The organism is Pseudomonas sp. Larv2_ips (assembly GCF_963879675.1).
In the GTDB taxonomy this organism is placed as follows: domain Bacteria; phylum Pseudomonadota; class Gammaproteobacteria; order Pseudomonadales; family Pseudomonadaceae; genus Aquipseudomonas.
On the sequence record NZ_CAWOAW010000014.1, the window covers coordinates 751,203 to 765,707 of the forward strand.

Genomic DNA, 14,505 nt, shown 5'->3' on the forward strand with positions numbered 1-14,505 from the left:
TTCTAATAATGCTCATACTCTCGGACTATGTCATTTTAACGCTCCACGCTCCCAGTGCCGTTGGAGCCTGGCGCGAAGGGCTTGTACTGGCGTATGTGCTTCTGACCGGATTAATCACATTTTTCCAAATCGGAACACGTTATACAATTCCCGCGCGGTATAAAGAACAGCTGATGATTATTCTGTTTTTTATAATATTTTATTGTATCTGCGGCGAGCTTTCCGAAGCATCATTTCGGATGTTCCGATCGTTTGCTATGCCGATCCTCTTTGCCCTCATGATCAATGCGGTGTGCCTGGGTCTGGCGCTAGAAACGAAGTTGCGCATTATATTTTCAACACTCGTCGTAATGACGTTTGTCTCAGGCGGTTATGCCATTTATCAATACCTGACAATCAGCGATCCGGAACAATTCTGGTATTGGCCGCTATTGTCCGAGAAAGGTTTTGAATTGGAGACTTATAATTCCATGAGAGACGGAAATCCGAGAATGTCGGGTTTCTTTACGGGCACCCTTGAGTTTGCGGCCTTTAATTTGAATACCACGCTCTTTGCGTGCTGTCTGCTTGTGCAAGCCTTTAGGGAGAAGACCTATGACCGACGCTTTTTCCTGTATCTGTTGGTGGCCCTTTTTTCCACTGCGCTGATTATTTATGGTTCGGTAAGGACGGCAGCTATTGGTATGGTTTCAGCTGTGTTTTTCCTGGCACTGTTACAGTTATTACGTCGAAGCTTTTTTATCGGCTTTCTCGGATATAGTTATTTTATCTGCGTGACGGGCTCTATTTTTCTATACCTTGCACTGGGATATACGGAAGATCTTTCTGCCCTTGACCGGGTTCGGCAGTGGTTGGTGGTGCTTGAATCACTCAATACAATGCCACTGGGTCTGGGTTTCGGTGCTATTGGACCAGGTCAACTATATTGGTTTGATTCACTGTGGTTGAATCTGCTGGCGTCCTCTGGTTATCTGGGCGTCGCTTTGATGCTCGGTCTGATCTGTTTCTACAGCAGGATTGTCATCGCTACCCAACAGCTGCGTATTGGGGGTAATGTGTTTATGAGGGGGGTGGCTGATTATATGGTAATCAGTTACCCGTTTTTCCTGAGCAGCTTTTTCTTTCAGTCATATACGAATAGTGTAGTACTGTACCTTTTTGCGTTGATTGCAGTGGTGGTGATGTATGAGTCGAAATATCGTGCAAGCTAAAATGTCGATATTGATCGTTCTTTATAAAAGGCATTATAGAGAATCTGCTGCCATCACGACGTTATTGAGTAATGTCGCACCTTTTCGTGCGCAAGGTATCGACGTTGAATTTTTTGTATGGAATAACACGCCTGAATGCTCTCCGGCGTTATCGGCTGAGAATTTGACGTGGCTTGAAGGTAATAATGACGGTTTAGCTTACATTTATAATCGCGTTGCAGACATGGCGTTTGCAGGGGGAGCGACGCATTTCATGATCTCGGATGACGATACGGATTACTCAAGCCAGAATTACGTAGAGGCGATTTCCCGCGCGCTTGAATTCGAAGCCACTTCGGCAGCTGATTTGTTTGGCGTCATGGTGCCCAAAGTTTACTCAAGAGAAAAATTGGTAAGTCCGGGACTTCGCTTCTGGTTCTTCGGCCGATTATCCGACGACGTTGACAGTGGCATAAATTCATCGCGTAATAAACTAGCTATCAATAGTGGTGTGATTTTCAATAAGTTTTGTTATGAGAAAATGTCACCGCTGTTTGATGAACGTTTTAAGTTTTATGCGACGGATACCGCATTCTTTGTAAGGTATGAATCCTTTTATCCTCATTTTTATGTGTTGGACACGTGTTTGCAGCACGACCTTTCCGAACATACATCGGACAGCGCCGAACGAGCCATTTTTCGCTTTCAGGAAATGATCTTGGGCTTACGCGTCATCTTCGAGCATAAGGGATACCTCTTTCATGGCTTTATGGAGGCGTATCTGCTCGTCTCCTCGTTAAGAAAAAGCCTCTCCTATAAAAACACAGGATTTTTCCGTTCCTATTACACGTCGTTTAAAGGAAAAAATAATGCTGATAGAATTAGTTGAATTTCTTTCTTTAAAAGTGAGAAAACGTGGTATCACAATTGATAAGCGCATTTCTGATGCCTATCTGTTGAATCTCGTTTTGTCAAAAGTGGTAATGGCGATAAACGGGTTTTTAAAATTTAGAAGGTTGTCAGTTATTCTTGTAGGAAAAGGCGTTACTCTGAAAGCCAGATCAATGATCACTACAGGTAAAGGCTTGGTTATTGATGAGGGATGCTTTATCGACGCATTGGCGGTCAAGGGTATTGTCTTCGGGCGGGGGGTTTCCTTAAAGAAAAATGTTACAATCGAGTGCACGGGTAGTTTGACTAAATTAGGCGAAGGGCTCTCGGTGGGTAACGATGTGGGCATTGGCAGCGGTAGTTTTTTAGGCTGCGCCGGTGGCGTTACTATAGGGAGTGACACAATCATCGGGAATTATGTTTCGTTTCATTCGGAGAATCACAATTTTTCCGACCCCGCCATACCGATTCGTCTTCAGGGCGTTAACAATGAAGGGATCCACATCGGCAATAATTGTTGGATAGGGGCTAAAGTGACTGTTCTGGATGGTGTTGTTCTTGAGGACGGGTGCGTTGTAGCCGCAGGAGCAGTCTTGAAGGCGGGACGATACGCTGCCAACTCCATATACGCGGGCGTTCCGGCAAAGCGCATAAAAGAACGCAGCTAAAGGATTTGCAGTGAAAAAAATTATATTTTTCCATTTGTTGAATGACTACAGCGGGAGCCCTAAGGTTCTTTTGCAGGTTATTGAGGCAGTGGCAAAGAAAGGCTTTGAGGCCGAATTATATGTGGGAGGGGGCGCTGAAGGCGGTTTCCTCTCTTCGGCGCCATGCGTGCAAAAACGCTATTTTTATAAGAGATTTGAAAATAAATATTTGACGCTGTTGAGCTATAGTCTTTCCCAGCTGATTCTGTTTATAAAATTATTACGCTATCGTCAAGTCTCTGCGATTTTCTATGTCAATACGTTACTTCCCTTCGGCGCGGCATTAGCAGGGAGAGTGCTCGGCATCCCGGTTATTTATCATATTCATGAAACGTCAATCCGCCCTAGACCCCTGAAGCTCTTTCTGCGGTGGATGGTTGAAAGGTGCTCCAGCAAAAATATTTTCGTCTCGCACTTTTTAGCCAAGGCTGAATCTTTTACGAACATAGAAAGTCGTGTGATTTATAATTCGATTCCGCAGGATATGGTCATTAGTGGTGCGAGTCACGTATATCCTTACGCGTCGGGTAATAAATTCAATGTGCTGATGATCTGCTCCTTAAAAACTTACAAAGGTGTGAATGAATTCGTACGTGTTGCTGATCTGTTAAGCGGTCAACAGGATATCGAATTTAATTTGGTGCTCGGTGCCAGTGATTCTGAGGTGGATGATTTTTTTTCTTCCGTCACGTTGCCTGATAACTTGACCATTATTTCCCGGTGCAAGGATGTGATTCCTTATTATCAGAGGGCAAGTGTTTTACTGAGCCTTTCGAAGCCGGAAGAGTGGGTGGAGACGTTTGGCTTGACGATTCTCGAGGCGCTTTCGTTTGGCGTACCTTGTATTGTTCCTCCGGTAGGTGGACCTGTCGAACTGGTGTCGGAGGACAAGGAAGGTTATCTCATTGATTCAAACCGTGTGGAGGACATCGCCGCCAAACTGGCGTTTCTCCATAAAAATCCTGAGGTGTGCTTTCGCTTGTCTAAGGCTGCAAGAGTGAAGTCACTTAGTTTCTCAGTTGAAAACTTTGAAAGTGATGTGATTGAGGTGTTTAATGGGGTTTAAAATAGCAGTGATCGGCACGGTCGGTCTCCCAGCCCAGTATGGTGGTTGGGAAACGTTATCGGAGCAATTGGTCACTTACCTTGACCGAGAATATGGGATCTCGGTCTATTGCAGCGCACGGTCATATCCAACTCGGCCTGCAAAGTATCGCAATGCCGACTTGATTTACCTTCCGTTAAAAGCTAACGGCGTGCAAAGTATTCCTTATGATATTGTCAGTATGCTGCATGCCTACCGAAAGAATGATATTTTGGTGGTGCTGGGTGTGTCGGGTTGTATTGCGCTTCCTTTTTTAAAGCTGCTTACCAAGAAAAAGATTGTAGTCAATATTGACGGCTACGAGTGGAAACGCGCTAAGTGGTCAACGCTGGCGAAGAAATTTCTGAAATTCTCAGAAGCCATGGCGGTTAAATACGCCGATGCTATTGTTACCGATAATAAAGTGCTTCAGGACTATGTCCGCGATGAGTACTCACGTGAAAGTACTCTTATTGCCTACGGCGGTGATCAGGCGGCTACCAGTGCACTGAGAGAGGCGGACTTTGAGCATTATCCATTCCTTCGTAAGCCTTACGCGTTCTCAGTCTGTAGGATCGAGCCGGAGAATAATATTCATATTATTCTCGAGGCCTTCAGTACGGGTAGTTTGCCGTTGGTGATTGTGGGGAACTGGAAACAAAGCGAATACGGTGTGGCCCTGCAGGATAAATACGCTAGCGTCGGGCATCTTCACTTATTGGATCCTATCTACAAAAGTGAAGAACTGAGCCCGTTGCGCAGTAACGCGACCGTCTACATTCACGGTCATAGTGCGGGTGGCACCAACCCGTCCCTGGTTGAGGCCATGTGGCTGAGTTTGCCTGTGATTGCATTCGACGTATCTTTCAATCGTGCGTCTACTGAGGACGGTGCACAGTTTTTTTCGTCCAGCCAGGCACTTGTCGATTGCGCGTCACGTCTTTTTGCCAATGAAACCGAGCGCGCTGAGCTGGGTGGAAAAATGCATGAGATTGCGGTGCGTCGTTATCGTTGGGAAGGCGTCTCTTCTCAATACGACAAATTATTCAAAACGCTTCTTTCATCTGAGAGGACTTAACAATGCTGGATGAAATTAGCGTTAGTTCCGCTCCAGGTGCGTCCACTGTGCTTCTTACGGGCGGAACGGGATTTGTAGGGCGCTCAGTGCTGGATGCGTTGGTTAAGGCTCAGTATCAAGTGGTGAATGTAACCCGCAAGACGGTCCCTGCGCCGCTCCCTGGTGTGCAGGATTTCATTATTGATTCGTTGACAGGGGGCATCGACTGGACAGCGCCACTGTCGGGTGTGGACGTGGTCATTCACTCTGCCGGTCGAGCGCACATCATGAACGAAACCCATAGCAATCCATTGCAGGCGTTTCGGGAAGTTAATGTGAACGCTACGCTCAACCTGGCTCGGCAAGCCGCTGACGCCGGCGTTCAGAGATTCATTTATATAAGCTCGGTTAAAGTCAATGGTGAAGAAACCAGCGCTGGCCGTGCGTTTACGCCAAAGGATGTCCCTGCGCCGCTCGACGATTATGGAGTGTCCAAGCTGGAGGCAGAGCAAGCGCTCTTGGAGCTGGCGCGTCATATCTCAATGGACGTCGTCATCATTCGGCCCGTCCTGGTGTATGGGCCAGGCGTGAAAGCCAACTTTGAACGAATGCTCTCTGTCGTTGACAGGAAGCTGCCACTTCCTTTTCGCACGATTGATAACCGAAGAAGCCTTGTCTTCATTGATAATTTGGTCGATCTGATTTGCGTGTGCATCAAACATCCTGCCGCTTCGAACCGCGTGTTCCTGGTAAGCGATGGTGACGATCTGTCTATTGGACAGATTCTGAAAAAGCTCGCCATGGCGATGAACAAGCCATCCTATGTGTTTGCTTTTCCTTACGCGTTATTGAATGTTGCAGCAGCGATAATCGGCAAGAAAGATTTTTTGCAGCGGTTGTGCGGTTCGCTTCAAGTCGATATCACAGACACGCGGGAATGCTTAAACTGGACACCTCCAGTCACTATTGACGAGGCTTTTGCAATCACGGCTCGGCATTATCAAAAAAAGCAGAATGGGCCATCGCATGGGTAATTTGGCTGAGATGCTTAAGTCCAGGGATAATAATTTTAATTTTATCCGGATGGTTGCGGCATTTTTTGTGTTGGTGTCACACTCGTTTCCGCTATCCCGTGGCGCTACCGAAGTTGAGCCGTTGATGGCTCAGCTTGGAATAACACTCGGTGGTTTAGGCGTATTTACTTTTTTTTGCATATCCGGATTTTTCATATCGCTGAGTTATGAGCGGTCCAAGACCAAAGTCGATTTTATCGTTGCCAGATTTTTGAGGTTGTATCCTGCGCTGTTGGTTGTACTGGTGTTAAGCGCCTGGGTAATTGGTCCGTTGTTCACTGACTTTAGTTTGCATGATTATTTTTCTTCTAAAGAAGTACATAAATACATTACAGGGAATTTGAAACTGAAAGATATTCACTTTCAGTTGCCAGGCTTGTTTCAGGATAATCCCTATCCCGGAATCAATGGTTCACTATGGACGTTGTATTACGAGGTGCTGCTGTACGCAATGGTGTTTGCGCTCGGTGTTGTCGGTTGTTTGACTCATACTCGTCGGGTTTCGATATTTTTTGTACTGTATTTTGTGTTTTATACAGTATTTAGCCTGTTGCAAAAAAATGAGTACCTGATTGCAGGTTTCCAGCTTCGCACGTGGGTGCAGTGGAGCTTCGCATTTGTCATCGGGATGGTATTTTATGCCTACCGAACCAAGGTTCGGCTGAGCGTCTGGATGTTAACCCTTGGCTGGTTGGCCGCGCTGTGTTCCTACAGGTCTCCCTTGTTCGTAGAAGTGTTCGTGATCGCATGGAGTTATTCCGTCTTTTTCGTTGCCTTCAACACCCAGTGGTTCGCACGCCAGTACAATAAGCTCGGGGATTACTCTTACGGTTTGTACATATATGCTTTTCCTACTCAGGAGATCCTTGCTCACACGTGGAAAGGAATATCGCCCGTTGAAATGATTCTCGCGGCGCTTCCCGTTGCACTGGTTCCGGCTGTCCTGTCGTGGCATTTGATAGAACACCCTTGTATTCTGCGCAAAAAAGCGCTGGCGTCCTGGTTGTCCCTGTCGATCGCCAAATATTCGGGAAAGTTTGCTAAGTATTCGTCTAAACGGTTGTGAATTGAAAGGTTGGTGAAAACATGAAGCGTTTTTTTGATCTGGTACTGAGCCTCTTTGCCTTGCTCATACTCTTGATCCCGATCTTGCTTGTTACGCTGGCAGTCAAATTGACGTCAAAGGGGCCTGCACTGTATTGGTCTGACCGCGTAGGGGTGAACAACGTATTGTTCAGGATGCCAAAGTTTCGCTCAATGCGAATTGGTACGCCTGCTGTCGCCACGCATTTGCTGCTCGATCCGTCTAAATACTTGACGCCGATTGGCAACTTTCTTAGAAAGTCCAGCCTCGATGAGTTGCCCCAGCTGTGGAGTATCATCGCAGGAGATATGAGTTTTGTAGGACCAAGGCCCGCGCTTTTTAATCAGGCCGATCTGATTGAGCTGCGTACCGAGCAAGGCGTACACCTCATCCGTCCAGGTCTCACGGGGTGGGCGCAGGTCAACGGCCGTGATGAGTTGCCCATACCGGTTAAGGTTGGCTATGATGCTTTTTACGCGAAAAACATGAGCGTTCTTTTCGACCTTAAAATCTTGTTTTTAACAGCTTTGAAGGTCATTAAACGTGATGGTGTTTCACATTAATACCGTACCAAGTGTTTGATTGGCCGATTCAGGTTGATTATGCAAAGTATGTTTTTTGTTCTGCGTTTTAACGCGATCAACAAAAAATTTTTGATCTGACGCATAGGCGATAGGTGAGTCATGATAAACCGGTTGCGTACGTGGCTATTAAAATTGCCTCGTCATCAAAAACGACTGATTCAGGTATTGGCAGACGTCATACTCGTATTCTTGGCGCTGTGGATGGCGTTTTTAGTCCGTCTCGGAATCGACGAGATGGTCAACCCGGTCAAAATGCACTTATGGTTGTTTCTGGCAGCGCCGGTGGTTGCGATACCTCTGTTCATTCGCTTCGGTATGTACCGCGCCGTCATGCGTTATTTTGGCAATGATGCGTTGGTCGCGATCATCAAGGCCGTCAGTCTTTCTTCTTTAATCCTGGGTGTTGTTGTTTATTGGTATAGCAATCATCAGAACGTGGTGCCCCGGTCGATCATTTTCAACTATTGGTGGTTGAGCTTGATCATGGTCGGTGGCTTGCGTTTGACCATGCGTCAGTACTTTTTAGGCGATTGGTTTGCCGCTGCCCAACATGTCCCGTTTACCAGCCGGGACGACGGTCTTTCACGCGTCGCAATCTATGGTGCCGGCGCAGCGGGGAATCAACTGGTGGCAGCGCTTCGTATGGGGCGAGTGATGCGCCCGGTTGCGTTCATTGACGATGACGCGTCTATTTCGGACCGTGTCATCTCGGGCCTCCAAGTCTATAAGCCCAAGCATATCCAGAGGATGATCGACGCCACGGGCGCACAAGAAATTCTCTTGGCAATCCCGTCCTCCAATCGCGGTCGGCGCCGGGAGATTCTCGGTTTTCTCGAAGGTTTTCCGCTCCACGTTCGTAGCGTCCCGGGGTTTATGGACCTGGCCAGTGGAAGGGTCAAGGTTGACGATATTCAAGAGGTCGATATTGCGGACTTGCTGGGTCGTGATTCGGTGCCTGCGCAAGGCGATTTGCTTGAGCATTGCATCAAGGGGCAGAGTGTCCTTGTCACGGGTGCGGGTGGCTCGATCGGTTCAGAGCTCTGTCGGCAAATTCTGGAGCTTAAGCCTAAAACCTTGCTCTTGTTTGAGCACAGCGAGTTCAATCTCTACAGTATTCTTTCAGAGTTGGAACAGCGTATTACTCGTAAATCGCTACCGGTAAAACTGCTACCCATCCTGGGTTCAGTAAGGGACCCGTCAAAACTGCTGGATGTCATGAAGGCCTGGCGGGTGGATACCGTTTACCACGCTGCCGCCTATAAGCATGTACCCATTGTTGAGCACAACATCGCAGAGGGTGTGCTGAACAATGTTATCGGCACGCTGAACGCGGCGCAGGCGGCGGTTCAAGCGGGCGCATCGAATTTTGTATTGATTTCCACCGACAAGGCAGTGCGCCCAACAAACGTGATGGGCAGCACCAAGCGACTTGCCGAGTTGACGCTGCAGGCGTTGAGCCGCGAGCCTGCCCCCGTGCTGTTTGGGGACAAGTCCAACGTGTCGCGGGTGAATAAAACCCGTTTTACGATGGTTCGATTTGGCAATGTATTAGGCTCCTCCGGTTCGGTGATCCCGCTGTTTCACAAGCAGATAAAGTCTGGCGGACCGCTGACGGTCACGCACCCGAAGATCACCCGCTACTTCATGACCATTCCTGAAGCGGCTCAGTTGGTCATCCAAGCGGGTTCCATGGGGCTGGGCGGAGACGTGTTCGTGCTGGATATGGGTGAGCCGGTCAAGATCGTCGAACTGGCTGAAAAAATGATCCATCTGTCAGGGCTGAGTGTGCGGTCCGACAAAAATCCTCACGGCGATATTGCCATTGAGTTTTCCGGTTTGCGGCCGGGCGAGAAGTTATACGAAGAGTTGCTTATCGGAGACAATGTTGTTGCAACGCAACATCCGATGATCATGAGCGCTAACGAGGACTACTTGCCGTGGGAAGTGTTGAAGGTCAAGCTTTCTGAGTTGCTGGCCGCAGTCGATCAAGACGATTTCGGCCGGGTTCGCCAGTTGTTGCGCGACACCGTCAGCGGTTATACGCCGGATGGGGAAATTGTTGACTGGATATATCAGCAGCGTCGGCTTGAGCCATGAGTTTAAAAGTTACAACTTTACGGGTGAGTCACTCTGCCCGAATAGAAAAACACACGCTGTAACCGACTCACTTTTGACTCCCTCCAAACATCACCTAAGTTAGAAAGGCAGCTTCGGAAAGCTGCTTTTCTTCTACCGATGTCATGGAGCGTCACCTATGCAAAACACCTATATCTCTTCCCTGATCTTTGCCTTCCTCGCGAGTGTCTCCGTCGCCACCACCGCAGCCCCATCCGCCAAACCCGAAGCCCCAACGCCTATCGTCGCCCAGATGGCGAAAGTCGAAGAAACGACCAAGGTCAATCTGAACACGGCGGACGCCGAAGTCCTGCGCCGCGATCTGTTCGGCATTGGCGCCGCCAAGGCCAAGGCGATTGTCGCCTATCGCGACAGCAATGGGCCTTTCACTGCGGTAGACGAGTTGCTGGAAGTCAAAGGTATCGGTAAGGCATTGTTGGAGAAGAACCGCGACAGGTTGGCCATTAATTAAGGCTGTAAACCTTGCTCAAGAGGCCGGTCATTGACCGGCCTTTTCTTTGTCTGAGATTTGAGCTTTCAAATTCTCGCGCACAACTTTCATGATCCGCGTCGCCAACGCTTGGCTCTCTACGCTCCTGGCCAGCACCAATGCCCCTACCAATGTCGACATCAGTACCAGGCTTCGTTCGTTGGCATTCGCGTGATCCAATGTTGATTCAACCTGCCTTAATCGCGCTTCAAGCACAGCATCTGTGGTCGGGCTCTGCTGTCCCCTCAGGCCCAATTCCGAAGACATGGTCGGTAGCGGGCAGCCTTCAGCGGGAGAGGTCTGGTGCCATTCAGACAGGTAGTTGTCTATGAATGCATCCAGCGGCCGTTCCTGGCTGAACAGTGTTTCGCAATGCGCGTCCAGTTCTGCAGCCGCAGCCTGCAGGGCCTTTTCCACCAGATCATCCTTGGATTTGAAATGCGCGTAAAAGCCACCGTGCGTCAGATTGAGTGCTTTCATCAGGGGTTGCAGGCCGGTCGCGCTGATGCCGTCGCGGCGAAAGCGCACTGAGGCTTCCTTGATGATGCGTTGATGAGTCTGGGCTTTATGGTCTGCTGAATAACGCATGGGGCGGCCTCGTGGACGAGCGGGCATGTTAACGAAGTTAAGCTTTTTTACCCATCTACACATCGTTCAGCGGTACTGGCATGAAAAGTGATTACATCTGGTTCAGGGATTGTTCAACAATCGTGAGGTGGTGATGACGCTCAGCTTGTCTCTGGCGGATCAGATTGCACGCGAACTGCGTGCCGACATCATTGGCGGGCGGCTGTTGCCCGGCATGGCGCTGGTCGAGGTAGATCTGGTCAAAATTTATAACGCATCGCGCAATACCATTCGCGAGGCCTTGCACCGTTTGGGGCAGGAAGGGCTTACCCGTTATGTGCGCAACAAAGGCGTGATGGTGCGGCGACTGGAACGAGATGAAGTGCGTGACCTGTTCGTTGTACGCCGAACCCTCGAATTGCAGGCTATCGCCCAGAGCGGTGGGCTGACGGATGCTCAGTCCGAGCACATGCAAAACGCAATCGAAGCCACCTCCCTGGCCAGGGAGCGTGAAGACTGGCGTGCGGTGGCAACTCACAGCCTGGCGTTCCACCAACGGATTGTCGGATTGATGCGCAGCCCGCTGTTTGATGAATTTTTCGCCCAGGTGATTGCTCAATTGCGCCTGGTGTTTTGTGCGGCACCCGATGAGCAGCGTTTCCAGTCGCCCTGGCTGGAGCGTGACCAGGAGATCTACGCGTTGCTGGCGGGCGGCAACAAAGCGGCTGCACAGGAGGCGATGGGCCTGTACCTGGACGATTCCGAACGCCTTTCCCTGGCCTTGTTTGATCACCCTTGATGGAGGATTGCCCCATGTATAAAGACTACCCGGCCGCTTACCAGGTCAGTAAAGGTTCTGCGCTGCAGGTTGATACCGCGTTTTATGAACGCATTCGTGAGCGTGCGGACCAGCGCACATTGATCGAGCAGTTCGAAGTGCCGATCCGCACGGGCAGGGCGTGGAAGGTGCCGGCTGGGCATGTGTTCCGTGTTACCACACCGGTTGGGCCACAAGTGGGTGACTTCAATGTGTGGAATGCCAACGATCCTCGCGAACGTCTTTGGGCTGCGCGCACCCGCCAGTTACAAGGCGCACATGTCAGCACTCATGATCGACTGTGGTCGAACCTGCCGTTTCTGCGGCCGCTGGTGACCATCACCGATGACAGCCTGGCGAGTTATGGCATCGACGAGCATGGCGGACGCCTGCACGATTTGCTCGGCACGCGCTGCGATCCGTATGTGAATCGCATGCTCACCGGCGAAGACTTTCATCACCATTGCCACTCAAACCTGACGCGCGCGGTGCTGCCCCACGGCCTGACGGAGTTCGACGTGCATGACGTGCTGAACATTTTCCAATGCACCGGCCTCAATCACGACGACATGTACTTCATGAAAGCCTGCCCGGCGCAGAAGGGCGACTACCTGGAGTTTTTTGCCGAGATTGATTTGCTCTGCGCTTTATCGACGTGCCCTGGCGGGGATTTGTCGCTGCCGATGTGGGGGCCGGACGCGCAGGATCCGTTAACGGTGTGTCGCCCGTTGGGTGTGGAGATTTATCGCCTGGAGGAGGAGTTGCTCAATGGCTGGAGCCAGCCTGAGCGTGCTGCCTACAAGGGGCAGCACGGATTGCATATTGCCAAGGCGGCGTGGGAGTAGCGGCAGCTTCAGCGGTCCTGGGCGTCCTTTGAGTCTGCCTGGGCGTTACGCTCGGCCACGCGTTTGCGTTGTTCGTCGGTGAGTTCCACCTTGTTGGCGCTATCACGCAGCATCAATAAACCACCGACGATCGAACCGATCGCGACCACTAAAATCAACCAGGCATACCACGGCATAGGGCTCTCCTTGAGGCAGCAAACCGTGGGGAAATTTCCCACGGTAATAGCTGCTTTGAGTAACGGGCTTTCTTAGTAGTTCATTGTAGGCCCGTTATGCTCCAGTAGCCTCAGAGCCCCGTCAACATCGCATCGGCCGGTGCGTCGGCGCGGTCCTGCGCGGTCAGTTGGAAGTAGATGAATCCCACCAGCATAAAGCCCAGGAAGATCAGCCCGATCAGCGCGTTGAACCAGGCCATGGCCACCAGGCAGACCACCGCCAACACCAGGGCTATGCCGGGCACGATCGGATAGCCCGGCGCACGGAAGGTGCGCTCCAGCAGTGGCTCGGTCTTGCGCAGTTTGAACAGGCTTAGCATGCTCATGATGTACATCACGATGGCACCGAACACCGCCATGGTGATCATCGCGGCGGTCAGCGTCATGCCGCCCAGGTTGATCAGGCCGTCGCTGTAGATGGCGGCGATGCCGACCACACCGCCGGCGATAATTGCCCGGTGCGGTGTCTGAAAACGCGACAGTTTGGCGAGGAAGGAGGGCAGGTAGCCGGCGCGCGCGAGGGCGAAGAACTGGCGCGAGTAGCCCAGGATGATGCCGTGAAAACTCGCCACCAGGCCGAACAGGCCGATCCACACCAACATGTGCAGCCAGCCGGAGCTGTCGCCCACCACGGTTTTCATCGCTTGCGGCAACGGGTCATTGATATTCGACAGCGTGCGCCAGTCGCCCACGCCGCCGGCAAAGAACATCACACCCATGGCCAGCACCACCAGCGTCAGGATGCCGCTGATGTAGGCTTTGGGGATGGTGCGCTTGGGGTCCTTCGCTTCCTCGGCAGCCATCGCTGCACCTTCGATGGCAAGGAAGAACCAGATGGCGAAAGGAATGGCCGCAAACATCCCGGCTATCGCCGGCGCGCCGAAGGTGTCGGACCCGGCCCAGCCATTGAGGGCGAAGTTGCTGAAGCTGAACGCCGGCGCTACCACGCCCATGAACACCAACAGTTCGGCGACGGCGAGCACGCATACCACCAACTCGAAGGTGGCCGCGAGTTTCACCCCAAGAATATTCAGGCCCATGAAGACGATATAGGCACCGACGGCCGCGTGTTTGGGGTCGAGTGCCGGAAACTGCACATTCAGATAGGCGCCGATGGCCAAGGCAATCGCAGGCGGGGCGAAGACAAATTCGATCAACGTCGCCAGGCCGGCGATCAAGCCGCCTTTCTCACCGAATGCGCGACGGCTGTAAGCAAATGGGCCACCTGCGTGAGGAATCGCCGTAGTGAGTTCGGTGAAGCTGAATATAAAGCAGGTGTACATGGCGGCGACCATCAGCGAGGTCACCAGAAAGCCCAACGTACCGGCGACGCCCCAGCCGTAGCTCCAGCCGAAGTACTCGCCGGAAATCACCAAGCCGACGGCAATGCCCCACAGATGCAGGGTGCCCAAGGTGGGTTTGAGTTGTGTATTCATCGTGTTGCTCTCCCTGAACCGTTTGGAATGATTCAAGGTGTTGCAGCGGCCATGCCAGTGCGCCATTCATTGTCGTAAAGACGCCGAACTGTCGTCGAGGAGACGGTTTGGCGTTTGAAATCTTCTGTCATTGCACCAGTTGAGTGCAGGGGCGTTTGAGCTGCCGTCATCGCGGGCAAGCCCGGCTCCCACAGGTAACCGCAATCCCCTGTGGGCGCCGGGCTTGCCCGCGATGAGGCCCCAACAGCCTCCACCGACCTCTGTAAACCCCGCATAAACCCACTCTTTACGCCGTCTTTACGCCCGGCCCCCAGCGTCGCTCTCGTTCCTTTACGCCACTCCTGCGGACA

15 protein-coding genes are annotated in these 14,505 nt (G+C 51.3%); 12 read left to right on the forward strand and 3 right to left on the reverse strand.

Annotated features, from left to right (window positions below):
* Window positions 1-173 precede the first annotated feature (173 nt).
* The 10 genes from AACV02_RS09940 (at window position 174) to AACV02_RS09985 (ending at window position 10,257) form a co-directional block, all read left to right on the forward strand.
* Window positions 174-1,211: a hypothetical protein gene (locus tag AACV02_RS09940; protein ID WP_157986826.1), complete on the forward strand. Its 1,038-nt coding sequence runs from the start codon at window positions 174-176 to the stop codon at window positions 1,209-1,211.
* Window positions 1,186-2,079: a hypothetical protein gene (locus tag AACV02_RS09945; protein ID WP_157986827.1), complete on the forward strand. Its 894-nt coding sequence runs from the start codon at window positions 1,186-1,188 to the stop codon at window positions 2,077-2,079. The genes AACV02_RS09940 and AACV02_RS09945 overlap by 26 nt, the downstream gene beginning before the upstream one ends.
* Window positions 2,060-2,749: an acyltransferase gene (locus AACV02_RS09950; protein WP_119739293.1), complete on the forward strand. Its 690-nt coding sequence runs from the start codon at window positions 2,060-2,062 to the stop codon at window positions 2,747-2,749. The genes AACV02_RS09945 and AACV02_RS09950 overlap by 20 nt, the downstream gene beginning before the upstream one ends.
* Before the next feature lie 10 nt (window positions 2,750-2,759).
* Window positions 2,760-3,854: a glycosyltransferase family 4 protein gene (locus AACV02_RS09955; protein ID WP_119739295.1), complete on the forward strand. Its 1,095-nt coding sequence runs from the start codon at window positions 2,760-2,762 to the stop codon at window positions 3,852-3,854.
* A complete protein-coding gene (locus AACV02_RS09960; protein WP_119739297.1) occupies window positions 3,844-4,950 on the forward strand; it encodes a DUF1972 domain-containing protein in 1,107 nt (368 codons plus the stop codon). Before AACV02_RS09955 ends, AACV02_RS09960 begins: the two co-directional genes overlap by 11 nt.
* Window positions 4,951-4,952: 2 nt before the next feature.
* Complete coding sequence (locus AACV02_RS09965; RefSeq protein ID WP_119739299.1) at window positions 4,953-5,963, forward strand: UDP-glucose 4-epimerase family protein; 1,011 nt, start codon at window positions 4,953-4,955, stop codon at window positions 5,961-5,963.
* Window positions 5,944-7,068 (forward strand): acyltransferase family protein, encoded by a 1,125-nt coding sequence (locus tag AACV02_RS09970; protein WP_119739301.1) that lies wholly within the window; start codon window positions 5,944-5,946, stop codon window positions 7,066-7,068. Before AACV02_RS09965 ends, AACV02_RS09970 begins: the two co-directional genes overlap by 20 nt.
* A 20-nt stretch (window positions 7,069-7,088) precedes the next feature.
* Window positions 7,089-7,649, forward strand: coding sequence for a sugar transferase (locus AACV02_RS09975; protein WP_119739303.1), 561 nt, complete (start codon window positions 7,089-7,091; stop codon window positions 7,647-7,649).
* A 120-nt stretch (window positions 7,650-7,769) separates the two neighbouring features.
* Window positions 7,770-9,767: a polysaccharide biosynthesis protein gene (locus tag AACV02_RS09980; protein ID WP_164487916.1), complete on the forward strand. Its 1,998-nt coding sequence runs from the start codon at window positions 7,770-7,772 to the stop codon at window positions 9,765-9,767.
* A gap of 157 nt (window positions 9,768-9,924) precedes the next feature.
* Entirely contained in the window at window positions 9,925-10,257 is a 333-nt protein-coding gene (locus tag AACV02_RS09985) for a ComEA family DNA-binding protein (protein ID WP_106576856.1), read from the forward strand.
* Between the two features lie 27 nt (window positions 10,258-10,284).
* On the opposite strand, the gene AACV02_RS09990 is transcribed toward AACV02_RS09985, so the two are convergent.
* On the reverse strand, window positions 10,285-10,863 hold the full coding sequence (locus tag AACV02_RS09990; RefSeq protein ID WP_119739305.1) for a TetR/AcrR family transcriptional regulator: 579 nt from the start codon (window positions 10,861-10,863) through the stop codon (window positions 10,285-10,287).
* Between the two features lie 133 nt (window positions 10,864-10,996).
* Here AACV02_RS09990 and AACV02_RS09995 point away from each other — a divergent pair, with 133 nt between their 5' ends.
* Entirely contained in the window at window positions 10,997-11,641 is a 645-nt protein-coding gene (locus tag AACV02_RS09995; protein WP_119740784.1) for a GntR family transcriptional regulator, read from the forward strand.
* A 14-nt stretch (window positions 11,642-11,655) separates the two neighbouring features.
* A complete protein-coding gene (locus tag AACV02_RS10000; protein ID WP_119739307.1) occupies window positions 11,656-12,504 on the forward strand; it encodes an urea carboxylase-associated family protein in 849 nt (282 codons plus the stop codon).
* Window positions 12,505-12,512: 8 nt separating this feature from the next.
* Here AACV02_RS10000 and AACV02_RS10005 read toward each other — a convergent pair whose 3' ends face one another.
* Together AACV02_RS10005 and eat are read right to left on the reverse strand one after the other, a co-directional pair.
* The gene (locus AACV02_RS10005; protein WP_083359476.1) at window positions 12,513-12,680 is read right to left on the reverse strand and encodes a DUF2897 family protein; all 168 of its coding nucleotides are present in this window, start codon (window positions 12,678-12,680) and stop codon (window positions 12,513-12,515) included.
* 110 nt (window positions 12,681-12,790) lie between these two features.
* Window positions 12,791-14,155 carry an ethanolamine permease gene (gene eat / locus AACV02_RS10010; RefSeq protein ID WP_106576853.1) on the reverse strand — a complete coding sequence of 455 codons (1,365 nt, stop codon included), beginning with the start codon at window positions 14,153-14,155 and terminating at the stop codon, window positions 12,791-12,793.
* Window positions 14,156-14,505 lie beyond the last annotated feature (350 nt).